Source organism: Amantichitinum ursilacus, assembly GCF_001294205.1.
GTDB lineage: Bacteria > Pseudomonadota > Gammaproteobacteria > Burkholderiales > Chitinibacteraceae > Amantichitinum > Amantichitinum ursilacus.
This window is the reverse complement of the sequence record NZ_LAQT01000003.1, coordinates 396,949-419,530: the sequence shown is the minus strand read 5'-3', so window position 1 is coordinate 419,530 and position 22,582 is coordinate 396,949. Positions and strand designations below refer to the sequence as shown.

The following is a 22,582-nucleotide window of genomic DNA, read 5'->3' as shown; positions in this document are numbered from 1 at the left end:
AAAACAACGGCCCCGGCGTAACAGGACTTGCAATCCTGTCAGGCCGGGGCCGTTGTTTTTGCCGACAAACGCCGTTTAGTACGACAGCGTATTGGAGCCCGCCGCGCCCAAAGACATCAAGCGGTAGAAGGCAAAACTCAAGGTATACAGATCGGATGTGGTGCCCGAATTGGCCGTGGTCCACACCGTACCGGTAGTGGTGCCATTGAGCGCCACCCCGCCCGCGCCCACCGCTTCAAACTGCGTGCCCCAGACGGCGGCATACAGGTTTTGCGTGGTCGGCGACGCTTGTACCGCCCACGTGGTGCCATCGGTGCTTTCGATAATAGTGCCGTTGGCGCCCACCGCCACACGCACACCCGAGCTGTTCGCGGCCACGCTATACAGATCATTGCCGGTATTGGTGGTTACCTGGGTCCACGTGGTGGCGTCGGAGCTGGTAAACATGATGCCGCCCGCGCCAGTGGCGTAGAACTTCGTGTCGCTGATGTTGTAGTTGATGCCCAGCAACGTCGCCGAGGTAAACGGCGTTTCTGCCGTCCAGGTGACCGCGTCGGCCGAATACAGTGTGGTGCCGTTATCACCCACCGCCACGTAATAACCGGCGCTGACCGCCACGCTGTTCAGATTGGCGCTGGTGCCCGAGGTACGGGTGGTCCAGGTAATGCCGTCCGGGCTGGTGACAATGGTGCCGTTGGCGCCGACCGCCACAAACAGATTGGCCAGGCCACTCGTCCAGGTCACGCCACGCAGATCATTGGTGGTGCCGGAAGTCCGATCAGTCCAGGTCGTGCCGGCCGGGCCGCTGGTGCGAATACTGCCGCCCGAACCCACCGTCACATAAATCGATGCGCTCGACACCAGGCCGCGGCGCGTCACGTTGTCCAGTGCGACGCCGGCAGTCCAGGTGTAGCCAGAAGCCTGCGGCGTAGCGGTCAGCACATTGGTCGATGCGCCAGCTTTGTCGCTGCCCACGGCGGCGTTCATCAAGAACGAATACGGCAGGCCGTTGGTAAGGCTGGTCTGCGCCCACGGCGAAGTCACGCCGTTCAGAATGCGCGGGCTGGGCTGTTGCAGGATGTTGTCACGCGTCAGCGTGGTGCTTTGCGCGCTGAACAACCAGTACGTCAGGCTCGAATCTTCATCCCAGCTGACCACCACCGCGCCATCGGCAGGCAGCACCGTAAAGCCGGTCGGTGCTGCGGTGTTCGAATCAGACGAGCCGCCGCAAGCGACCAGACCGAGGCTAAGGCTGAGGGCAACGGCCCGTTTGGAAAAAATGTTCACGTTGAGCGGCTTCCATTAATTTAATCAAGAGACCGGCGGGCGGTCATGCCAGGCGCTGCGCCTGGAAGGCGACAAGATTAACGCATTCCGCGCCAACTGAAACGACGTCTTTCGTGTATCGAAATGCATCTTTGGCGATATTTGCGCCAAGCGGCCGCACTCCGCCCGCCGCCCCCCGCGCCCGCCATAGTCCGCGCGCGCAGCCGCTTCCAGCCAGACAGCCTTTACGGCACACTGCGCACTTGCTCCAGATCGAAGCTTTTTGCCATGACGCTTGCTGCCAAACCTTCCCGCCTGACGCTGTACCTCAAACTCACCCGCATGGATAAACCCATCGGCAGCTTGCTGCTGCTGTGGCCCACTCTGTGGGGGCTCTGGTTTGCCGGCGCTGGGCATCCGGACTGGCGCGTGGTGGCGATTTTTGTGCTGGGCACCATCCTGATGCGCTCGGCGGGCTGCGTGATCAACGACTACGCCGACCGCGACTTTGATGGCCACGTCGAACGCACACAAAACCGGCCGATGGCAGCGGGGCTGGTCTCGCCCAAAGAAGCCCTGTGGCTGGCCACCATACTGGCGCTGTTGGCGTTTTTGCTGGTGCTGCCGCTTAACCCGCTGACGCGCTGGATGTCGATTCCGGCTGTGTTTGTGGCCGCCAGCTATCCGTTTACCAAGCGTTTTCTGGCCATCCCGCAAGCCTATCTGGGCATCGCGTTCGGCTTTGGCATTCCCATGGCGTACGCCGCGCTCACCAATACGCTGCCGCCGATTGCCTGGATTTTGCTGATCGGCAATATGTTCTGGAGCATCGCCTATGACACCGCGTACGCGATGACCGACCGCGAGGACGATCTGAAAATCGGCATCAAGACGTCGGCGATTACCTTTGGCCGCTTTGATGTGGCGGCGGTCATGCTGTGCCACTTTGTGTTTCTGGCGGTCATGGCCTGGGCTGGCTGGACCAGCGGGCGCGGCTGGATTTACGCGGTGGCGCTGCTGGGCGCATTGGCGCTGATGCTGTTCCAGCAATTTCCGCTGATCAAGGATCGCAATCCGCAGCGTTGCTTTAAAGCGTTTCTGACCAATAACCGCATCGGCGGCGTCATCTTTGTCGGGCTGCTGCTCGATTTCTGGCTGCGCGGATAACCGCGCGCCATGGCGTGGAACGCGCTGATTACCGCACCGCGCGCGCTGGCTTTGCAATTGTCCGATGCCGAAGCGGGCACGCCGCGGCAATGGTACTGGTTGGAAATCGCTGCGCTGCAAACGCCGCTGGCCGACCCGCCCCGCTTGCCGCTGTGGCTGGTGCGCCGCTTTGGCCCGTTGCTGGCGTGGCCGGTGTTACGCGCCAGTCGCCTGCCGGGCGCGGCACTCTATGCGCTGCATGCACGCAGCGTCAGCCGCATCAGTCACCAGAGCGCGCAAGACGCCGCGCTGGCCATCGCCACGGTGCCGATGCTGCTGGCAGGTTTTAACCTGCTCACCCCCACCCTCGCCTTTATCAGCTGGCTGCTGTTGCTGGGTGGCCTGATCTGGCAAAGCGTGCGCGCCGGGCGTACGCCGCGCGGTGCGGCCGTGCGCAAAATCAATCCGGATGAAGACGACGCCGCAGCCCAACTGCCCGGCCCTGAAGAAATTGTCGGACTGCAGGCCTTGTTGATCAGCGTCGGTGCGCCGCCCGCCACCGCTGCGCGTTTGCTGGCCGCATTGGCCGAACAGGCCGACACGGTGTTGCCCGATTTATTAAGCTGGCTGCCCGACCTCGCCCCGGCCCCGCCCGACCGGCGCACCCGTATGCGTGCGGCATGGCTGGGTTGGTTACTGATCATGCTGCCCACGTGCCTGGGCTGGGTCTGGTTGCCGCGCTGGCCCGCGCTGGCGCTGTGTGTACTCTGGAGCGCGGGGGTGCTGGCTTTCTGGCAGCGCCGCAGCGCCGCCTTGCTGGTGATGGTCAGCGCGGTGCTGGCGTATGCGCTGGGCCGACTCGGCCACGGTGGCTGACACGCCCGGCTGTGCTAAAATCCGCGCCTATCTTTTCTAACCGCTTTAGCAGGGAAGTCTCATCATGGCCGGCCATAGCAAATGGGCGAATATCCAACACCGTAAGGGCCGTCAGGACGCCAAGCGCGGCCAGGTGTTCACCCGCCTGATCAAAGAAATTACCGTCGCCGCCAAAATGGGCGGGGGCGACGTCAACATGAACCCGCGTCTGCGTCTGGCGATTGATAAAGGTCTGGCGGCCAACATGCCCAAAGACAATATCCAGCGCGCAGTCGACCGCGGCACCGGCAATCTGGAAGGCGTGGATTACGCCGAGACCCGCTACGAAGGCTACGGCCTGAACGGCGCGGCCATCATGGTGGATTGCCTGACCGACAACAAAGTACGCACCGTGGCCGATGTGCGCCACGCCTTTGCCAAGTACGGCGGCAATATGGGCACCGACGGTTGCGTGTCGTTCCAGTTCAAACACTGTGGTTATCTGATCTTTGCGCCGGGCACCAACGAAGACGCGCTGATGGAAGCCGCGCTGGAAGCAGGCGCCGATGACGTGGTCACCAACGACGACGGCTCGATCGAAGTGATCACCCCGCCGTACGAATACGTCGGCATCAAGGACACGCTGGAAGCCGCAGGTTTCAAAGCCGAGATGGGCGAAGTCACCATGAAGCCGCTGGCCGAAACCGAAATCGTGGGCGACGACGTGGCCAAGATGCAAAAGCTGCTGGACGCGCTGGAAAGCCTGGACGACGTGCAAGAGGTGTACACCACCGCCGTGATGGACGAAGAGTAACGCCATCGCATTCCGCAGTTTGAGCGGATCGGCACCAAACTTGATTGATGCCGCATCAAGTCCGCGGTGACTGCAACGCATACTGGCTCTACCGTTGAACCCACCGGAGAGCCAGTATGTCCCCCCGCCTTTTGATCCCCTTTTTTGCATTTGCCGCCATGACGGCCACCGCCGCCGACTTTGAAGTCAGCAGCCCCGACCTGCCCGGACATCGCTTCGCCCCTAATCTGATCGCCAATGGCTTTGGTTGCAGCGGCGGCAACCAGTCGCCGCAAATTGTCTGGCGCAATCCGCCCGCAGGCACGCAAAGCTTTATGGTCACCATGTATGACCAGGACGCGCCCACGGGCTCGGGCTATTGGCATTGGGTGATTGCCAATCTGCCCCCCGACACCACGCAATTGCCGCGTGGCGCGGGCAGCCAGCCTGATGCCTTGCCCGCGGGCACCTTGCAGATCAGCAATGACACCGGCCAGCCCGGCTATCTGGGCCCCTGCCCGCCCGTGGGTGAAAGCCATCGCTATCTGATTACCGTGATTGCGCTCAAGACCGCCCGGCTGGATGTGCCGCCCGGCGTCACGCCTGCCACCGCAGGCTTCGTGGCACACTTTGCCACGCTGGGCAAAGCCAGCTACACCGCCACCTGGAGTCGTTAACGCCATGAGCCGCCAGATCATCAGCCGCGCCGGTTTGGGTTTTGCCGCGCAAATCGAGCAATACGGCGAAATGGAAATGCTGCGCGTCTGCATCGACCAGCCGTCGCTGCTGATGGTGCGCTCTGGCTGCAAGGTGCTGCGCTGGCAACAACGCGAGCAGATTATCGAAGCGGGCCAGGCCGTGGTGTTTGCGCCGGGCCTGGTGTTTGATGTCACCAACCGGCGCGGCGGCACGGATGGCTACAGGGCCACCAGCCTGGGGTGGGATAACGCCATGATCAGCGCCGCCGCCGCGTTGCTGCACAGCGACGAACCACGCCGCCCGGTGCAGACCGTGCAAACGCTGCAGCCGCTGGGCGCCATCAGCGCCGACTTTTACGCCAGCTATCTGCACGCCGTGGCTGGCCTGGCCAACCCCAGCGTGCCGCAACCGGTGGCGCGGCAACGCATGCTGGAAATGCTGTGGTGGCTGGCCGACGCCGGCGTACAGTTTTCACCCGATACGCGCAGCAGCCTGGGTCAGCGCTTGCGCCAGTTATTGGTCAGCGACCCCGGGCGGCCCTGGAGCGCGGCCGAAGTCGCCCGCCACTTTGCCACCAGCGAGGCCACCTTGCGCCGCCGCCTGGCGCAAGAACAATTAACGCTCAGCAGCCTGCTGCACGAGGTGCGCATGGCCAGCGCGCTGACGCTACTGCAATGCACCTCGCAATCAGTCACGCAGATTGCGCAGACGGTGGGATATGACTCGGCCTCGCGCTTTGCCATCCGCTTTCGCCAACGCTACGGCTTTGCGCCGACGGGCATTCGCGGCCATCAGCGCGAAGCCGCCTGAGCCCGGCCGCAGCCGCCTTCCGTTCGTCGATACAAGTTTGATACAAAGCGGCCCCGCTTCATTGGGCAAAGCCCGCGCGCATGCTATAACCCTGCGACCATCCTGACGGGTTTACACATGTTGCAACGCCGCGCCGCGCTGCCCGCTTACCGGGCCGCACTCAGCCTTCTCGCCCTGGTCTGGGTGCTGATTGCGCTGGATTACGCCGCGTTGCAGCTCACCCGCCCGCTGGACGACTGGGTCAACGACCGCCTGCTGGCACGCCATGCGCAGCAACGTCCGGCGGCCACCGACATCGTCATTGTCAATATCGACCAGGCCAGCCTGACGGCCATGCAGGATGAGGCGGGCAGCTGGCCGTGGCCGCGCGCCATTCATGCCGAATTACTGGATGGCCTGGCCCGGCAACAACCGCGTGCAATCGTGTTTGATCTGATGTTCAACGAGCCCGACACGTTCCGCCCCGATAGCGACCAACTGTGGCAAGCCAGCGTCAGCGCGCACCGCGGCCTGCTGTATTTGCCCAGCGTGCAACTGGCGGATGGCATCGGACCCAAATTGCGCGATCTGCCCGCCAGCCTGGGGTTGCAGCGCGGCCCGCAGGCCGATGCCAACGCCAGCCTGCCGCTGTTATTGCCCACGGTGCTGGCGCAAAGCGACTGGCGCGGCGGCCTGATCAACTTTATGGCCGATTACGATGGCATCGGCCGGCAATATCTGGTGCGGCGCGACGTGGCAGGCTGGACGCTGCCGTCCTTGCCCGTACAACTGGCGCAAGACCAGCATTGGCCCATTCCCGGCGCCAGCCGCTTTACCCTCAACTGGACTCAGCCGCATACGCGCATTAGCCACGCCGATCTGTATGCCGACTTTAACCGCGAACACCCACAGCGCCCGGCCGACGAATTCCGCGACAAGATCGTGCTGATCGGCACCGCCGCGCCCGGTTTGCAAGACCTGCGCCCCACACCGTTATCGGGCAGCTTTCCCGGCATCGAAATTCTGGCCACGGCCATGGACAACCTGCAGCACGGCGACTGGCTAAGGCCCGCGCCGCGCTGGCAAGCCGGAGCGTGGGCGCTGCTGTTATGCACCGCCTTGCTGGCCGCGTTTGTATTCGGATTGAATGCCCTGTGGCTGGGGCTGGCCTTGCTGCTGCTGACCTTGGCCAGCGTGGCGCTGGGCTGGCTGGCTTTGGGGCAGCGCTGGCTATTACCGTTATATGGCCCACTGGTCTGGGCGTGGCTGACCTATCTGGCCGGGGCCGTGCAGGCGTGGCTGGCGGAAAAACGCCGCCGCCTGCAAGCGGTAGCGATGTTCGGCCGCTTTGTGGACCCCCGCGTGGCGCGGCAACTGGTCGAAACGGGCCAGTTGGACCGCAGTGCCCAGGCCCGCACGCGGCAGATCAGCGTGTTGTTTTCGGATATCCGCGGCTTTACCACGCTGTCGGAAACCCGCCCGCCCGAATACATCGTCGACTTGCTTAATCGTTATTTCACGCGCCAGGTGGATGTGGTGTTTCGCCACGGCGGCACGCTGGATAAATTTATTGGCGATTGCATCATGGCGTTCTGGGGCGCACCCGCCGACGACGCCGCGCATGCGCAGCACGCGGTCGCCGCCGCGCTGGAAATGGCGCAGGTGTTGCAGGATTTCCGTGCCGAGCTTACCGATCTGCATGCCGAGTTTGATGTCGGCATCGGTGTGCATAGTGGGCCCGCCGTGGTGGGCCTGATCGGCTCGCCCGCGCGGCTGGATTACACCGCCATCGGCGACACCGTTAATCTGGCCAGCCGCATAGAAGGCGCCACCAAAGGCGTCGCGCGCATTCTGGTGTCACAGGCCACGCGCGATGCGTGCGGCGACACGTTTGGCTTTACCGATCACGGCATGCACGCAGTCAAAGGGCGTGAACAAGGCGTGCGACTGTTTGAGCCGCATGCGCCGGCCACATCCGACTCCAGAGGGAACACACCATGAAAACAACCTCCGTCCGCCTTGGCGTGGGCGTCCTGCTGCTGGGCTGCAGTCTGTTGGCGCAAGCCGAAACCGGCACCGTCATCCGCGCCAGCGATCTCAAGCAAAAACCCTTTCTGGATGCTGCCAGCGCGGGCCGCGTCAGCCCCGGCAACAATGTCACCATCGTGTCGCGCCAGGGCGCGTGGATGCAGGTTAAAGCCGGTAATCAGGCGGGCTGGATCAAGCTACTGAATGTGCGCACCGGCAGTGGCACGGCCAGCAGCAGCGGCAACAGTCTGGGCACGCTGGCCAAAGTGTTGACCACGGGCTCGTCCGGCACCACCGTCACCACGGGGGTCAAGGGGCTCACCAGCGGCGAAGTCACCGCCACCCACCCGGACCTGGCGCAGCTGCAAAAGCTGGATGATTACGCGATCAGCAGCACGCAGGCCGCCACCACTGCGCGCGCCGTGCCGTTGAAGGCGCGCCAGGTGCCCGACATTCCGTCGCGCGCCGCCACCACCCGGAGCAATTGAAATGCGCCGCCCTGCCCTCGCCCTCTGCCTTGGTCTGAGCTTTGGTCTGGCCACGTCCACCTTTGCGCTTGACCTTAATAACGTGCTCGACAAGCTCAATAACAATCCTGATCTGGTGAATGCGCTGTCCGGCACGGTCAAAGGCGTGGTCGACGCCAACCGCACCATCACGCCGCAAGAAGAACAAAGCATCGGCAACGGTCTGGCCTCCAACATGCTGGGCGCTGCACCGCTGGTTAAAGACGAGGCGTTACAGCGTTACGTCAACGACGTGGGCGCGTGGGTCGCCAGCCAGAGCGGCGCCAGCGGCGTCAAATGGCGCTTTGGCGTCATCGACACCGACACCATCAACAGCTTTGCCATGCCCGGCGGCGTGGTGTTGGTCACGCGCGGTTTACTGGGCCAGATGCAGAGCGAAGCCCAACTGGCGTGCGTGCTGGGCCACGAATCCACGCACGTGCTGCGCCACCACCACCTGCGCGCCATCCAGTCCTCGGCCGGGCGCGATGCGCTCAGCAATGCCGTGCAAGGCGCGATAGCCTACAAAGGCAGCAACGCGGGCAAGCAGATCGGGGCCAATCTGGCGTCGGGCTTCTCGGAAGTGTATGTGCGCGGGCTGGATAAGGATGACGAATTTGAGGCTGACATCACGGGCATGGTGCTGTGCGCGCGGGCCGGCTATAACCCGTACGCGCTGGCGGCCGTGCTGCAGAATCTGGATGCGCTGAACCCGGCCGATGGCAATCTGCAATTGCTGTTTGCCACCCACCCCACGCCGCGCGCACGGCTGGACAAGATCGACGCCGTGGTGGGCGAGCAGCTGGAGCCGTACGCCAGCGGCGTGGAAAACACCGTGCGCTTTCAGTCGTTTGCCAAGCGCTACAGCAAGGTGGGTTTGACCACCACGCCGTAACGCCTGGGCAGGCGCTGCGCTTAATCGCGCGAATAGGTCAGCGTGCGATCTATATGCTGGCCATCCACTTCAATCCAGGCGAGGCCCTCGTCCTTGCTGGCATCCAGCACCATTTGCTTGAATGGCGCGGGGGCTACGCTGGAAATATCATCCACGGCAAAGCCGGCGATACGCGCAGCGGCCAGTGGCGCCGGGATATCAATCCACTGCCAGTCGTCCTTGCTGTCTTTGCGGCGCAAACCCGCGCGCGCCCAGATTTCGGATTTGGGCATGGCGATTTCGGCATCGCCATTGGGCAGGCTGGCCTTGGTGACCGTCTTGCCCGAGCGGCTGACAAACTGCACCTCGATATCCGGGATCGGGCCCACATTGGGCACGCCGACCACCGCCACCCAGCTACCCGGCGCGGCGGGCTTGAAGCGGCTCTCTTCTTCGGTGAACAAACGGAATTGCGGCCTGGCCATCACCGGTTCCAGCAACACATGGCTGCCTTGCAGGGTCCAGTTGCCTTTGGCGTACTGGTCGACCGCACCGTAGCTCATGCTCCATTCAAAGCGCCCGTCCGGCGTCAAACGCAAGCCGGAACCGGTTTCGCGCTCGCCTTGCAGATGATAGGTGCCGACGACTTTGGCGCGCAGCGCCGCATCGTCTGCCGCAACAGCCGCGCCATTCAGCAACGCCAATGCCAGGCTCAGGGACAGCAGGATTTGTTTTTTCATAAGCAGGTACGCCGCACTCGTTCTTTTACGAAGCCGACATCATACCTGCGCCGCGCTTACAGCCCTGCACCGACTGGATGCGGTTTGATGCCGCGCAAACGCCCATCCCGCGATAATCCGGCTTAATGCGTCAGATCCAGCGTGCTGATCTGCTCCACCGTAAACACCGGCTTGTTTACCGCAGCCGCCAGCGAGCCAATCTGGATCAGTTTTGCCTTGGCCGGATTGGCTGCATCGCTTAGCGGCGCAATCGACTGCAACTGCACGCCCGATTGCAGCAGCGACAGCGCCACCAGCCGCACCGATTCAGCGGGCACCTGCGCGCCATACCAGACGCTATTGGTCGGCGTATGTTTCAGCGTCGGATTGCCATTGCCCGATCGCAGCGTAAAGCCCGCGTCCTTCAGGTTGGTCAGCAACACCGACTGGATCAGGTCTTTATCCAGATCTTTGGGAAAGTACTGGATGGTGATGCCTGCATTGGTTTGCAGCACGGTGGGCGTGGCCAGCGTGGCTTTAACCTGCGCCGCTTTCAGCCCTTGCGAAATCTTGTCCGGCGACTGGTTTTCCGGACGGATGCCCAGCGCCTTGCCCAGTTTTTCCACCTGCGCGCTGATATTGGTGACGGCGCTATCCACATGCCCGACGTTGGTATCCACGCGCACCATGCTCGAAGTCAGATCGTTGAGTGACTGGATCACCTTGTCTTTGTCTTTGATGGCCTGCTGCGTTTGCACGCTTGCGGACTGGGCTTTTTTCCACGAAGTCCAGCCTGTGTACAGCGCCGAAGCCGCCATCATCGCGATCAACGCCGTGGTGCCGATGCTGTGCAGGTTTTTGCGCGCATCAAAAAACAGCCCCCATAAACCGATCGCCAGGCCGATGCCCGGCAAAAAGAAATAATCCAGCACGCGACGGCTCCGGCAAAAAGGCATTGCTGTACCCTGGAACACACAATGCGCGCTGCCAAGCTCAACCGTACCGGCGCTGCGCCAGACGCGCTGCGGCCGCGCCGCTATAATCGCGCTTTACGCCCGGCCAACCGGTCCGGGCCCTCGTTTTTTATCCGGCGCGCGATCCGGGCCGGTCTGGAGCCTGCATGCATCCTTATTCTTCCCGTCGTGAACGTCTGCTGGCCGATCTGCCCGCCGGCGTGCTGATTCTGCCCACCGCGCCCGAACAAACCCGCAACGCCGATTCCACCTTTCCGTTTCGCTACGATTCCAGCTTTTACTACCTGACCGGCTTTGAAGAGCCCGAGGCCGTGTACGCCCAGGTCATCGGCGACACGCCGCAAGCGGTGCTGTTCTGTCGGCCCAAAGACGAAACCCACGAAATCTGGGACGGCTATCGTTACGGCCCGGCCGCCGCGCAAGAAAAGTTTGGTTTTGATGCCGCGTACTCCACCGATGATCTTGATGCCGAGATGATCAAACTGCTGTCCAACCAGCCGCGCGTGTACTTTGCCTTTGGCCACAATCCGGGCTGGGATCTGCGCCTGGCGGGCTGGATTAATGCGGTGCGCGCCAAGGCCCGCAGCGGCGTGCACGCGCCTACCGAACTGGTGGATATCAGCGCGCGCATCGACGAAATGCGCTTGTTTAAAGACGCGCACGAAATCGACATCATGCGTCGCGCCGGGCTGATCAACACCGCCGCGCACCGTCGCGCCATGCGCACGGCCCGACCGGGCCAGTTTGAATACGAAGTCGAAGCCGAGCTGATGCACGAGTACTACCGCAGTGGCAGCCGCTTTCCGGCGTATTCGTCGATTGTGGCATCGGGCCCCAACGCCTGCGTGCTGCATTACGGCGAGAACAACCGCCGCATGCAGGATGGCGAATTGCTGCTGATCGACGCTGGTTGCGAAATCGAAGGCTACGCCAGCGATATCACGCGCACGTTTCCCATCAACGGCAAGTTCTCGGGCGAGCAAAAGGCCGTGTACGAGCTGGTGCTGGCCGCGCATGCCGCAGCGCTGCAAGAAGCACTGCCGGGTCGCAGCTACGACGCCATGCATCAGGCGGCCGTCAATGTGCTGACGCAAGGTCTGATCGACCTCGACCTCATCCAGGGCCCGTTTGCCGACGCGATCGAACAAAGCACCTATCGCCAGTTCTACATGCATAAAACCGGCCACTGGCTGGGGCTGGATGTGCACGATGCGGGCGCGTACAAGCAGCAAAACGGCGACTGGCGCGTGCTGGAGCCGGGCATGGCCTTCACCATCGAGCCCGGCCTGTACATCCGCCCCGCCGCCAATGTGCCCAAGGCGTTTGAACAAATCGGCGTGCGTATTGAAGACAATATCGTCATCACCGCTGATGGCCACGACGTGTTGACCGCCGATTGCCCGGTGGCCGTCGCCGAAATCGAAGCATTGATGCGCGGCTAAACCGCGCGGAGACCCGCAGATGATCGTCAAACAATTACCGCTGCATGTAGATATCGCCATCGTGGGCGGTGGCCCGGTGGGCGCGCTGGTGGCGCAACGGCTGGCGCGGCAGGGCCGCCAGGCGCTGGTGATCGAAGCGCGCGACGCCACGGCCACGCCGCCCTCCGACCCGCGCGCGCTGGCGCTGAGCTGGGCCAGTTACCAGGCGCTGGATGAGGCGGGTTTGTGGAGCGATGCGCTGGCGCCCACCGCCATCCAGAAAGTGCATGTGTCACAACAAGGTTCGCTGGGCCGCACCGGGCTGGATGCCGACGAGCTGAATCTGCCCGCGCTGGGTTTTGTGGTGCCCTACGAAACGCTGGCGGCGCAGGCGTTGCAGCACATGGTGGCGGGCAGCGTGCAGATTGCGGCCAATACGCGCGTCAGCCGCATCCAGACCCTGTCGCGCTATGCCGCGCTGACCCTGCAAACCGCCGCGGGCGAAGCGCAGATGACGGCACGGCTGGTGATCCTGGCCGACGGCGGCAAGCTGATTGATCAGGTGCATGGCGTTACGCAAACCGTGCGGCCGTATAACCAGCATGCCGTGCTGGCGCGCATGACGCCCAACACACCGCATAGCCATATCGCCTATGAACGCTTTGCCGACGACGGCCCGATTGCGCTGCTGCCGTTTGGCACGGACTTTATGTTGATCTGGACGCAAACGCCGGAGCAGGCAGAAGAACGCCTCGGCATGGACGACGCCGCGTTTATGGCGGCGGTGGCCGCGCGCTTTGCCGGGCGACTGGACGGCTTTAGCGCAGTCGGCCCGCGCAAGAGCTGGCCGCTGGCGCTCAAGACGCTGGACCGCGTCTATGCGCCGCGCACTGTGATGATCGGCAATGCCGCGCAAACGCTGCACCCGGTGGCGGGGCAAGGGCTGAATCTAGGCTTGCGCGACGCGGCAGTGCTGGCCGATGTACTGGCCAGCACGCCGGACCCGATGTTGGGCGAAGCGAGCATGCTGCAGCGTTACGCCGCTTTGCGCCGCAAGGATGCCGGCATCGTGACCCACTTTACCGATACGCTGATTACGCTGTTCGACCGGCCCAACCCGGCGCTGAAGCATGCACGCAGTCTGGGCTTGCTGGCGCTGGATCAGATTGCGCCACTGCGCAGAGGGTTTGCGCGGCGCATGGTATACGGCGTGCGCTAAGGCATCGGGCGTGTGCCTGCCGATGCAACCCTGATCCGCGTCGGCCGCGTTACCCCGGCTATTTCGGGGTAACGCCCATTTCATTTATGCCATGGACGATCAACCAGCGACGCCGGCCGCTGGACAATGGACGTTGCCGCGTAGGCTGAGGACGATGGTCTCCCGCGGTATGAAGTCCGGAACACAACGAGAACACAAGCTTGCGGGGTAACGCCCGCTACGCCTTCGGCGTGGCCTCAAGCTCGGAGACCACCACCTTGGCCATATCGGCCAGCATCTGCAGCTCGGATTCGCCCAACTGGCGCGGTTTGCGGTCGATCAGACACAGCGTGCCCACCGTGGCGCCGCTATGCAGCACCAGCGGCGCGCCGGCGTAGAAGCGGATGTCCGGATCGCCGGTCACCAGCGGGTTATCGATAAAGCGCTGATCCTGCGCCGCATCTTCCACCACCATCACATTTTGCGGGTCCAGAATGGCGTGGCCGCAAAACGACACGTCGCGCGATGTCTCGCTCACATTCAGACCCTGCACCGATTTAAACCATTGCCGGTTGGAATCCACCAGGCTGACTACCGCAATCGGCACATTAAAAAAGCCTGTGGCCGCGCGGGTTAAATTGTCAAAACGCTCTTCGGGTTGAGTATCAAGGATCAGCAAATCACGCAGTGCGCCGATCCGTTCGGCTTCGTTGTCCGGAATCTTTGGGGGTTGCATGGGTGCCCTGCACAATCATGTTGGTATTGTGCGGTGATTATAGGCATGGACCATAAGGCGGCGACACCCGCGGCGTGTTACCGCCCACAATCCACCCCCATTTCGCTATGCGTGCTTGCACGCGCACGCGGCCTGGGGCACGGCGGCTGGCGCGGTGGCTTCGATGTTCAACGCACGACCTTGCGCCAGCGCGGCCCGGGCTTCCCGCGTGGCTTGCAACATATTGCGCAGCGCCGCCTCGGTCTCGGGCCAGCCGCGGGTTTTAAGGCCGCAATCGGGGTTGATCCACAAGCGTTCGACGGGCACCACCGCTTGCGCTTTGGCAATCAGCCGCAGCATCTCCGCTACCGCGGGCACGCGCGGGCTATGGATGTCGTACACGCCGGGCCCGATCTCGTTGGGATAGGCAAAGTCGCCAAAGCCGCGCAATAACGCCATATCCGAGCGCGAAGTTTCGATGGTGATTACGTCCGCATCCATCGCCGCAATCGCGGGCAGGATGTCATTGAATTCCGAATAGCACATATGCGTGTGGATCTGCGTGGCGTCATCCACCCCGCTCGCGGACACGCGAAAGGCGCGCCCCGCCCATTCCAGATAACGCGACCAGTCGCGGCGTTTCAGCGGCAGTCCTTCGCGAAATGCCGGCTCATCAATCTGGATCACCCGGATACCGGCTTGTTCCAGATCGGCCACCTCATCGCGGATGGCCAGCGCGATCTGCAGCGTAATCTCGCTGCGCGGGATATCGCTGCGCACAAACGACCACTGCAATATCGTCACCGGGCCGGTGAGCATGCCCTTCATCGGGCGCACGGTCAGGCTTTGCGCATAGGCGCTCCACGCCACCGTCATGGGCTGCGGCCGCGATACATCGCCCAACAGGATCGGCGGCTTGACGCAGCGACTGCCGTAGCTTTGCACCCAACCATTGCGGGTAAAGGCAAAACCGGCCAGTTGCTCGCCAAAGTACTCAACCATATCGTTGCGTTCAGCTTCGCCATGGACCAGCACGTCCAGCCCCAATGCTTCCTGCTTGCGCACGGCCCGTTCGATCTCGGCCTGCATCGCGCTCTGGTATGCCGCAGCATCCAGCTCGCCGCGTTTAAAAGCGGCACGCGCGCTGCGAATGGCGCTGGTCTGCGGAAAGCTGCCTATGGTGGTGGTCGGCAACGGCGGCAGTTGCAGCCACGCTTGTTGCAGCGGTTGGCGTTGCGGATAAGGCAAATTGCGGCGGCTGTCGGCATCACGCAATGCGCGCACGCGCGCTTGCACTGCGGGCTGATGAATTCGCGGCGAATTGCGCCATGCCGTCTGGGCCCGTTGCGATGCGGCCAGTGGCGTGGCAATGGCGGCGGCGCCGTCGAGCAAGCCTTGCTTCAGCACCGCAATCTCATCCAGCTTCTGCCGCGCAAAGGCCAGCCACGAACGCAATTCCGCATCCAGCTGATTCTCGTGCGCCAGATCGACCGGGCTATGCAACAGCGAGCAACTGCTGCCCAGCCACAGCCGCGCGCCCAATGGCTGCCGGGCGCGGCGCAACAGGACCAGCGTGGCGGCCAGATCGTTGGCCCAGATATTGCGACCATCCACCACGCCCAGCGACAACACTTTATCGGCGGGCCACTGCGGCAGAAACACATCCAGCTGCTGCGGCGCGCGCACCAGATCAAGATGCACGCCAGCCACATTCAATCCGGCCAACAACCCGGCATGTTCCGACACATCTTCAAAATACGTCGCCAACAGCAACTTGACGCCCGCGCTACCCAGATCGCGATACACCGGCGCAAACGCGTCCAGCCACGCCGGCGGCAAATCCAGCGCCAGGATGGGCTCATCAATCTGCACCCACTGCACGCCACGCGCCGCCAGCTTTTGCAGGATGCGCGCATAGGCGGCTTGCACTTGCGGCAGCAGATCAAGCTTGTCGAACGCCACTGCGCGCGATTTGGACAGGTACAAAAACGTCAGCGGCCCGATCAGTACCGGGCGCGCGCAGTGGCCTTGCGAACGCGCCTCGTCAATCTCATAAAACAGCCAGTCGACGCCGCCGGCAAAGGTCGAATCAGCATCCAGCTCCGGCACCAGATAGTGATAGTTGGTATCAAACCACTTGGTCATTTCCAGCGCGGCTTGTGCGGCGTTACCGCGCGCCAGTTCAAAGTACTGGCGCACAGTGAGGGTGGCGGCATCAAAGCCAAAGCGACGGGGCAGCGCGCCCAGCAATACGGCGGTATTCAGCATCTGGTCGTACCAGGCAAAATCGCCGACCGCCACGCTGTCCAGCCCGGCCTGGCGCTGCCACTGCCAATGCGTGCGTCGCAGTTGCGCGCCGGTTTGCGCCAAGGCGTTTTCGTCGATATCACCGCGCCAGAATTGCTCCAGCGCCTGTTTGAGCTCGCGTTGCGCGCCAATGTGGGGAAAGCCCAGAACATGAGCCTGAGTCATGGTTAACATCCTTAGTCATGAATTTGGCTTGTATCGTACCGGGCGCAGACGGTATGATCCCAATTCAATTTTTTACTCACACTCATGAATCGCCATCATGCAATCGCTGCTCGAACTGCGTCATCTCAAAACCCTGGCCGCTATCCACGACACCGGCAGCGTTACGCGCGCGGCCGAGCGGCTGCATCTCACCCAATCGGCGCTCTCGCACCAACTGCGTTTGCTGGAAGAGCATTACGGCGTGCCGCTGCTCACGCGGAAAGGCAGCACGCTGGCGTTTACACCGGCGGGCGACAAGCTGGTGGCGTTGGCGCAAACGGTGTTACCGCAAGTGGCGACGGCCGAACGCGATGTGGCGCGTTTACGCGAAGGCGAGGCCGGCACGCTGCGCATTGCGGTGGAATGCCACACCTGTTTTGACTGGTTGATGCCGGCGATGGATTTGTTTCGCGAGCGCTGGCCCGAAGTGGAACTCGATATCGTCTCGGGCTTTCATGCCGACCCGGTCGGGCTGATGCTGGAAGGCCGTGCCGATCTGGCCGTGGTATCCGAACTGGAACTGGACCCGCGCGTGAGCCATCAGCCGCTGTTTGTCAGTGAAATGGTCGCGCTGGTGGCGCGCGATCATCCGCTGGCCGACAAGCCGTATCTGGAAGCCAGCGACTTTGCTGGCGAGACGCTGATTACCTATCCAGTGCCGGATGACATGCTCGATTTGATCCGCAAAGTGCTGCGCCCGGCGGGCATCAATCCGCCGCGCCGCACCACGGAATTGACCGTGGCGATGCTGCAACTGGTGGCCAGCAAGCGCGGCATTGCGGCATTGCCGCGCTGGAGCGTGCAGAACTATCTGGACCGCGGCTATATCGCGGCGCGCCCGGTCACCGCCACCGGTCTGACGACCGAGCTCTACGCCGCCATTCCGGCAGAGCGCGCCGAGCTGGCTTATCTGCAAGAATTTGTGAGCATCGTGCGCGACGTCAGCCTGACCGCGCTGCCCGGCATCTCGCTGCTGGAGGCATAACCCCGTGCGCATACCGCGCCGCAGCGCTGAAAATCCATGCCCCAGCGCGACGGCATTGCGTTGCAGCGCAGCATGCAGGATTTGTCCTGCATTATTTAAGGTGATTTCTCACTCTTAAAGCTTTGTGAAATTTTTCCATAATGTTGGGGTCGTCTATTTGTGGTGATGCGCGTTAAATAGCTGTTGGCTTTACTTGCCACACGCACATCACTCGTATTGCTCCAGGAGAAGGCTCATGACGCCGCCCGCCGACACCAGTACGCTGCCTTGGCAAATCGAGAAAATCGATTTCAGCCGTATCCAGCTGGACCGCATCCGCGATAACCAGACCATGTTTTACCTGCTGACCGCTTCTTCGTTTATCGAGAGCGGCGCGGATTTGTATACCAGCAACCTGGTGGATTTTTTTGCCGCCGACCCCGAAGTGGCCGCGTGGCTGGCGCAGCATTGGGAGCACGAAGAAATGCAACACGGCCGTGCGTTGCGCATGTATGTGCAATACGTGTGGCCCGACTTTGCCTGGCAGGATGCGTTCGAGAGCTTTTTGCAGGAATACGGCAAGCTGTGCACGACAGAAGAACTGGAAGCCACGCCCGCGCAAGAACTTGCCGCGCGTTGCGTGGTGGAAACCGGCACCAGCAGCCTGTATCGCGCGATCAACGCGTGCACCGACGAACCGGTGCTGCGCGAAATTGCCGACCACATCCGGCGCGATGAGGTCAGCCATTACAAGAATTTCTACCACTTCTTTTTGCGCTATCGGCAAGAGCAAAAACTAAGCCGCCTGGCCACCTTTGGCACGCTGGCGCGGCGCTTGCTGGAACTGCGCAATAGCGATGCCGAAATCGCGCTGCGTCATGTATTTGCTTATCGCCAGCCGCAAGGCACGGCGGCCGAGCAAGCCGATATCAACAAGCGCGTCACCTCGTTGATCCGCCGCAATCTGCCCATCGAGATGACGGTGAAGATGCTGCTGAAGCCGCTGCAATTAAGCCCACGCTGGCAGAAAAGCCTGCAATGGCCGCTGTCTGGCCTCACCCAGATCTTTATGCGCGTCCCGCTGTAAAACATAGGGTGGGACTCGGCGTCCCCGTCAGACCCACCATTCAATGCCGTATTCAAGATCACTGTGCGTTGTTATGGCTTTGAATGGTGGGTCTAGACCCACCCTACGCCTGCTGCGATTGCCTTTACAGTTTGAAGCGGCCGAAGTCCGCGTTGATAGCCTGCGCCAGTTGCGCCAGCGTTTGCAGGCGCTGGTTGGCGGTTTGCAGGTCGGCGTCGGCCTGGGCGATGCGGTTGTTGATGCTCTCGGTGGTCTGCCCCATCGACGTCGCGGCGTTGCGTTGTTCTTGCGTCGCCAGCGCAATGCCGCTGATCTTGTCCACCACGTTCTGCATGCTATCGGCCATGGTCAACAGGCGGTCGCCGGCGCTGCGGGTCAGTTCCGAACTGGCCGTTACCGTATCCAGCGTGCCTTGCATCCGGCCTGCGGCGTTGCCGGTTTCCTGGCCAATGGCTTCCAGCATGCCGGTAATTTCCACCGTTGCACCGCCGGTACGTTCGGCCAGCTTGCGCACTTCATCCGCCACCACCGCAAAACCACGGCCCTGCTCGCCTGCGCGTGCGGCTTCGATCGCCGCGTTTAATGCCAGCAGATTGGTCTGACTGGCGATTTCGCTGATCACCCCGGTAATCGAGCGGATTTGTTGCGAGCGTTGCGCCAGCGTATCCAGCATGGCCGCCACCGAGCGTACCGCTTCGCTGGTCGCCTCCATCTCGCCGGTAATGCGGTTCAGGTCTTTGGCGCTGTCGCGGCTTTGCTGGCCGGTGCGGCTGGCCACTTCGTCGGTTTCCTGCGCCGAGGAGGCGATCTCACTGACGCTGACCGACACTTCCTCAATCGCCGCGGCATTGGCGCTGGCCACATCGGCTATGCCGTTGGTATCGCGCGCCACTTGCTGCACGCTGTTGCGCACTTCTTCCACGCCGCCGGCCAGTTGCAGGCTCTTGTCGCGCACGCTGACAAAGGTGCGGTTCAGTTGCTCGACAAACTGGTTAAACGCTTCGGCGGTTTCGCCCACTTCGTCTTTGCTCTGGATCTGGATGCGGCGGGTTAGATCGGCCTCGCCGCGTGAGATATCGCGCATGGCATCGCGCACGCGCAGCAGGCCGCGCAATTGGGCTTTAAGCGACAACCAGCTCAGCGCAATCACAATAATCAAAATGACGATCAGGATGACGGCGGTCTTGATCAGTTGCTGGCGCAGCGGCGCGAGCAAGGTGGCCTCGTCGCTGACGGCCACCAGCGTAAATTCGGTGCCCACCACCGGAAACGCCGCCACCAGCTTGCTGCGGCCATTGATATCCACTGTGGCGAATTCATTGCTGGATTGCGCCTTGCTGATCACGGCGGCGGTCAGGCCATCGCCCAGCACGGTGGCGTCTTTGTTCAGTTGCTGCGGGTCGCCATGCGCAAAAATCTTGCCGTCTTTATTGACGATAAAGGCAAAGCCATCGCCCGGCAGCACGGTGCGTTTCAGCTCTTGCATGATGCTGGAGATTTCGACATCCGCGCCCAGCACGCCCACCACCTGGCCGTTATCAACCACGGCGTGCGCAAAGCTGGATACTGCCGCGCCGGTGGCGGCGGCCACCGAGGGCATCTCAACAAAGGTGGCGCTCTTCTCGTCTTGCGCGCGACTCCACCAGTGCCATTTACGCGGATCGTTATTGTCAGGCGGCAGCACCACGCCATTGGCGTTTTGCTGCGTGCCATCGGGGTAGGCCAGGAACACGTTGGCATAACCGCCCGCATCGCGCACAAAACCCATGGTGGCGACCAGGCTGGCATCGTGCGGCACCGGCTTGAAGGCGTTCAGCACCTGCGCCTTGGCGCTGATCCAGTTGCCGATATGTACACCCAGCACGCTGCCCACGGCGCTGATTTGCTGGCGGGATTCGGTTTGTTGTTGCGCCGCCGACAGTGAATATGCTGCGCCTGCAATCACCACCCCAGTGACGATTACAAACGCCGCCACTGCGGCGACGATTCTTTGCTGCAGACTGTGCAATCCAATGGCCATTTTTGTACTTTCCTGTAAGCCGCGCAGAGCGTTGTTTTTTGAAGGGGCGCGATTGTAACGCCTGCTATCAAAATACTCACAATTGACCTTGTCTGCTTGCTTCAGATCAATTCGGGCCGTCAGGGGATTGCCTGACTATGCAGATCACCGTTTGCTTATCTAAACAAATGCAGCGCCGCATATTGCAACAACATGATGGTCTTGCCGTCGACAATCTCGCCGTTGGCGATCATCGCCAGCGCATCATCAAAGCGCAGTTCCAGCACCTCGATGTCTTCGCCCTCGCCTTCCAGCCCGCCGCCCGCGGTGATCCGGTGGTTGGCTTCGTATTCGGCGACAAAGAAATACAGCTTCTCGGTGACCGAACCCGGGCTCATATAGGCTTCAAAGATTTTTTGCAGCGCATGCACGCGGTAGCCGGTTTCTTCTTCCACTTCGAGGCGGATGCGTTCTTCGGGTGAGGCTTGTTCCAGCAGCCCGGCGGGGGCTTCGATCAGCCAGCCGGGGTAGCCGTCGACAAAGGTGGGCAGACGAAACTGGCGGATCAGCACCACGGAGCGTTGCGCCAGGTTGTACAGCAGCAGCGTCGAGCCATGGCCGCGATCATAGGTTTCGCGGCTCTGACGCTGCCAGGTGCCATTGGCGCGCAAAAAATCGAACGTGGTTTTTTTAAGCACATACCAGTCGTCCGACAGCGTCTCGACGTGGATGATGCGGATGCGTTCGGTATTGGCATGCATGGCGGCGGCTCGTGGCAAGGGCGGGATTGATGCGGTGCATCAAGCCACGAGATTCGCACAAATTGTCAGACGAAGAAAGTCTCCGTTCAGCCAGATATCATCTATTGCGCGGCCGGAATGATGGTGGGCGGCGTATGGTTGGCCAGACGCTCGTCGGCATCTTCCAGCAAGGCCTCGACCGCCACTTCGGCCTCATACCAGGCTTCCAGCCCGCCCAGTAACGGCACCGCGCCTTGATGACCGTGGCCATGCAACATGGCGGCGGCGGCGACGGCCGAGGCGTCGTTGGGGCAAGCGCAATACAGCACCACGGTCTGATCGCTTTCCAGCCGCGCGGCGTATTCCTTGATCTGCTTAAGGCTGATATTGACGGCGCCCGGAATCGCACGCGGGTCCAGCATGCGGCCTTCGGGCGAGCGCACATCAATCAGCAGCGGCGGCTTGGTGCTGGCCAGCGCGGCTTTCAGTTCATCCACGGTAATGCGGCGCATGCGTGCGGCCACGGCGGCTTGATGGCGGCGATAGAACCGTTGCGCCACATAGGCCACCAGAAATGCGCCCACCAGCCATACGGCGTAATGGCCGAGGTCGATCATCACATCGATGACGTGCGTCACCTGCTTCTGGAACAACATACCCAGCACCAGATAGGCCGCCGACCAGATCAGCGATGCGGCCAGGTTCCAGCGCGCAAACGTGGCCCAGCGCCAGCCCAATGCACCGGCCAGCGGTGGCGCAACCGCGCCCAGGCCCGGCACAAACTTGGCGGCAAACAGCGAGAACGCGCCCCAGCGCACAAACAGCGTTTCGCTCTGGCGCACACACACGTCCGCCGACAAGGACACCTTGCACACCACGCTCAGCACACGGCGGCCCAGCCGTTGCCCGGCCCAGTACCAGATCATGTCGCCCATCGCGCCACCGATCGTGGACGCCAACACCAGCGCAATTGCCCGGCCGCTGGTGCCTGCCACCAGCCCCCCCATCAACACCAGCAACGGCGCGGCGGGCAACGGCGCACCGGCGCGCGACAGCAGCGACACGCCAAACAACAGCGGCACCGCGTAATCCTGCGTCGCAACCACTAACCGGACCAGATCCATGCCCAATGCTCCTTGCGCGCCGGGGCGTATGCCTGGGCGCGGCGTGTTCGACTACCGGGGTTTGTAACAGATGTAGCAGCAAGGCTACAGGCCAGACCATGCCGCAATGGGGCGGCCGGCGCATCGTTCTAAATATGGAGCGCAGGCGGCCGCGATACAATTGCCGCCGATCAG

Annotated in this window: 20 protein-coding genes; 12 read left to right on the top strand and 8 right to left on the bottom strand. The window is 62.4% G+C overall.

The annotated features are described in order from the left end of the window. Positions 1-75 precede the first annotated feature (75 nt). Positions 76-1,287: a sialidase family protein gene (locus WG78_RS06675; protein ID WP_152969097.1), complete on the bottom strand. Its 1,212-nt coding sequence runs from the start codon at positions 1,285-1,287 to the stop codon at positions 76-78. 267 nt (positions 1,288-1,554) lie between these two features. On the opposite strand from WG78_RS06675, the gene ubiA reads away from it, so the two are divergent. The 8 genes from ubiA to WG78_RS06635 all read left to right on the top strand — a co-directional run bounded on the left by ubiA (position 1,555) and on the right by WG78_RS06635 (position 8,977). After that, on the top strand, positions 1,555-2,433 hold the full coding sequence (gene ubiA / locus WG78_RS06670; RefSeq protein ID WP_053936997.1) for a 4-hydroxybenzoate octaprenyltransferase: 879 nt from the start codon (positions 1,555-1,557) through the stop codon (positions 2,431-2,433). A gap of 9 nt (positions 2,434-2,442) precedes the next feature. Then, positions 2,443-3,288, top strand: a complete 846-nt coding sequence (locus WG78_RS06665; RefSeq protein WP_053936996.1) for a hypothetical protein — start codon at positions 2,443-2,445, stop codon at positions 3,286-3,288. Positions 3,289-3,352: 64 nt separating this feature from the next. After that, on the top strand, positions 3,353-4,081 hold the full coding sequence (locus WG78_RS06660; protein WP_053936995.1) for a YebC/PmpR family DNA-binding transcriptional regulator: 729 nt from the start codon (positions 3,353-3,355) through the stop codon (positions 4,079-4,081). Positions 4,082-4,197: 116 nt separating this feature from the next. Next, positions 4,198-4,737 carry a YbhB/YbcL family Raf kinase inhibitor-like protein gene (locus WG78_RS06655; protein ID WP_053936994.1) on the top strand — a complete coding sequence of 180 codons (540 nt, stop codon included), beginning with the start codon at positions 4,198-4,200 and terminating at the stop codon, positions 4,735-4,737. A gap of 4 nt (positions 4,738-4,741) precedes the next feature. Further along, on the top strand, positions 4,742-5,569 hold the full coding sequence (locus WG78_RS06650; RefSeq protein ID WP_161805075.1) for a helix-turn-helix transcriptional regulator: 828 nt from the start codon (positions 4,742-4,744) through the stop codon (positions 5,567-5,569). Positions 5,570-5,686: 117 nt separating this feature from the next. Further along, the gene (locus WG78_RS06645) at positions 5,687-7,549 is read left to right on the top strand and encodes an adenylate/guanylate cyclase domain-containing protein (protein ID WP_053936993.1); all 1,863 of its coding nucleotides are present in this window, start codon (positions 5,687-5,689) and stop codon (positions 7,547-7,549) included. Next, complete coding sequence (locus WG78_RS06640; RefSeq protein ID WP_053936992.1) at positions 7,546-8,064, top strand: SH3 domain-containing protein; 519 nt, start codon at positions 7,546-7,548, stop codon at positions 8,062-8,064. Before WG78_RS06645 ends, WG78_RS06640 begins: the two co-directional genes overlap by 4 nt. A 1-nt stretch (position 8,065) precedes the next feature. Then, a complete protein-coding gene (locus WG78_RS06635; RefSeq protein ID WP_053936991.1) occupies positions 8,066-8,977 on the top strand; it encodes a M48 family metalloprotease in 912 nt (303 codons plus the stop codon). A gap of 20 nt (positions 8,978-8,997) precedes the next feature. On the opposite strand, the gene WG78_RS06630 is transcribed toward WG78_RS06635, so the two are convergent. Both WG78_RS06630 and WG78_RS06625 read right to left on the bottom strand, forming a co-directional pair. Next, the gene (locus WG78_RS06630) at positions 8,998-9,696 is read right to left on the bottom strand and encodes a hypothetical protein (RefSeq protein WP_053936990.1); all 699 of its coding nucleotides are present in this window, start codon (positions 9,694-9,696) and stop codon (positions 8,998-9,000) included. 122 nt (positions 9,697-9,818) lie between these two features. Further along, entirely contained in the window at positions 9,819-10,631 is an 813-nt protein-coding gene (locus WG78_RS06625; RefSeq protein ID WP_152969096.1) for a hypothetical protein, read from the bottom strand. Positions 10,632-10,795: 164 nt separating this feature from the next. Here WG78_RS06625 and pepP point away from each other — a divergent pair, with 164 nt between their 5' ends. Together pepP and WG78_RS06615 are read left to right on the top strand one after the other, a co-directional pair. Further along, positions 10,796-12,091, top strand: coding sequence for a Xaa-Pro aminopeptidase (pepP, locus tag WG78_RS06620; RefSeq protein ID WP_053936988.1), 1,296 nt, complete (start codon positions 10,796-10,798; stop codon positions 12,089-12,091). 19 nt (positions 12,092-12,110) lie between these two features. Then, positions 12,111-13,289, top strand: a complete 1,179-nt coding sequence (locus tag WG78_RS06615) for an FAD-dependent monooxygenase (protein WP_053936987.1) — start codon at positions 12,111-12,113, stop codon at positions 13,287-13,289. A gap of 217 nt (positions 13,290-13,506) precedes the next feature. Here the strand turns inward: WG78_RS06615 and WG78_RS06610 are convergent, their stop codons facing one another. After that, on the bottom strand, positions 13,507-14,004 hold the full coding sequence (locus WG78_RS06610; protein WP_053936986.1) for a GAF domain-containing protein: 498 nt from the start codon (positions 14,002-14,004) through the stop codon (positions 13,507-13,509). 105 nt (positions 14,005-14,109) lie between these two features. After that, the gene (gene metE / locus WG78_RS06605; RefSeq protein ID WP_053936985.1) at positions 14,110-16,455 is read right to left on the bottom strand and encodes a 5-methyltetrahydropteroyltriglutamate--homocysteine S-methyltransferase; all 2,346 of its coding nucleotides are present in this window, start codon (positions 16,453-16,455) and stop codon (positions 14,110-14,112) included. A 97-nt stretch (positions 16,456-16,552) separates the two neighbouring features. On the opposite strand from metE, the gene WG78_RS06600 reads away from it, so the two are divergent. Then, positions 16,553-17,479 (top strand): LysR family transcriptional regulator, encoded by a 927-nt coding sequence (locus tag WG78_RS06600; RefSeq protein ID WP_201782377.1) that lies wholly within the window; start codon positions 16,553-16,555, stop codon positions 17,477-17,479. A gap of 235 nt (positions 17,480-17,714) precedes the next feature. After that, positions 17,715-18,545, top strand: coding sequence for a ferritin-like domain-containing protein (locus WG78_RS06595; RefSeq protein ID WP_053936983.1), 831 nt, complete (start codon positions 17,715-17,717; stop codon positions 18,543-18,545). A 124-nt stretch (positions 18,546-18,669) separates the two neighbouring features. Here the strand turns inward: WG78_RS06595 and WG78_RS06590 are convergent, their stop codons facing one another. From WG78_RS06590 to WG78_RS06580, 3 genes are all read right to left on the bottom strand, one after another. Continuing rightward, positions 18,670-20,565, bottom strand: a complete 1,896-nt coding sequence (locus WG78_RS06590) for a methyl-accepting chemotaxis protein (protein ID WP_053936982.1) — start codon at positions 20,563-20,565, stop codon at positions 18,670-18,672. A 155-nt stretch (positions 20,566-20,720) separates the two neighbouring features. Then, complete coding sequence (locus WG78_RS06585) at positions 20,721-21,305, bottom strand: NUDIX domain-containing protein (RefSeq protein WP_053936981.1); 585 nt, start codon at positions 21,303-21,305, stop codon at positions 20,721-20,723. Positions 21,306-21,406: 101 nt separating this feature from the next. Next, the gene (locus WG78_RS06580) at positions 21,407-22,408 is read right to left on the bottom strand and encodes a rhodanese-like domain-containing protein (RefSeq protein WP_053936980.1); all 1,002 of its coding nucleotides are present in this window, start codon (positions 22,406-22,408) and stop codon (positions 21,407-21,409) included. Between the last annotated feature and the right edge of the window lie 174 nt (positions 22,409-22,582).

Bases quoted from the DNA above. Each gene is read 5' to 3' on its own strand.
- WG78_RS06640 (WP_053936992.1), top strand. From the start codon at position 7,546: ATGAAAACAACCTCCGTCCGCCTTGGCGTGGGCGTCCTGCTGCTGGGC.
- WG78_RS06665 (WP_053936996.1), top strand. From the start codon at position 2,443: ATGGCGTGGAACGCGCTGATTACCGCACCGCGCGCGCTGGCTTTGCAA.
- WG78_RS06580 (WP_053936980.1), bottom strand. From the start codon at position 22,408: ATGGATCTGGTCCGGTTAGTGGTTGCGACGCAGGATTACGCGGTGCCG.
- WG78_RS06585 (WP_053936981.1), bottom strand. From the start codon at position 21,305: ATGCATGCCAATACCGAACGCATCCGCATCATCCACGTCGAGACGCTG.
- WG78_RS06615 (WP_053936987.1), top strand. From the start codon at position 12,111: ATGATCGTCAAACAATTACCGCTGCATGTAGATATCGCCATCGTGGGC.
- WG78_RS06595 (WP_053936983.1), top strand. From the start codon at position 17,715: ATGACGCCGCCCGCCGACACCAGTACGCTGCCTTGGCAAATCGAGAAA.
- ubiA (WP_053936997.1), top strand. From the start codon at position 1,555: ATGACGCTTGCTGCCAAACCTTCCCGCCTGACGCTGTACCTCAAACTC.
- WG78_RS06635 (WP_053936991.1), top strand. From the start codon at position 8,066: ATGCGCCGCCCTGCCCTCGCCCTCTGCCTTGGTCTGAGCTTTGGTCTG.
- WG78_RS06660 (WP_053936995.1), top strand. From the start codon at position 3,353: ATGGCCGGCCATAGCAAATGGGCGAATATCCAACACCGTAAGGGCCGT.
- WG78_RS06645 (WP_053936993.1), top strand. From the start codon at position 5,687: ATGTTGCAACGCCGCGCCGCGCTGCCCGCTTACCGGGCCGCACTCAGC.
- pepP (WP_053936988.1), top strand. From the start codon at position 10,796: ATGCATCCTTATTCTTCCCGTCGTGAACGTCTGCTGGCCGATCTGCCC.
- WG78_RS06600 (WP_201782377.1), top strand. From the start codon at position 16,553: ATGCAATCGCTGCTCGAACTGCGTCATCTCAAAACCCTGGCCGCTATC.
- WG78_RS06590 (WP_053936982.1), bottom strand. From the start codon at position 20,565: ATGGCCATTGGATTGCACAGTCTGCAGCAAAGAATCGTCGCCGCAGTG.
- WG78_RS06625 (WP_152969096.1), bottom strand. From the start codon at position 10,631: ATGCCTTTTTGCCGGAGCCGTCGCGTGCTGGATTATTTCTTTTTGCCG.
- metE (WP_053936985.1), bottom strand. From the start codon at position 16,455: ATGACTCAGGCTCATGTTCTGGGCTTTCCCCACATTGGCGCGCAACGC.
- WG78_RS06650 (WP_161805075.1), top strand. From the start codon at position 4,742: ATGAGCCGCCAGATCATCAGCCGCGCCGGTTTGGGTTTTGCCGCGCAA.
- WG78_RS06655 (WP_053936994.1), top strand. From the start codon at position 4,198: ATGTCCCCCCGCCTTTTGATCCCCTTTTTTGCATTTGCCGCCATGACG.
- WG78_RS06610 (WP_053936986.1), bottom strand. From the start codon at position 14,004: ATGCAACCCCCAAAGATTCCGGACAACGAAGCCGAACGGATCGGCGCA.
- WG78_RS06630 (WP_053936990.1), bottom strand. From the start codon at position 9,696: ATGAAAAAACAAATCCTGCTGTCCCTGAGCCTGGCATTGGCGTTGCTG.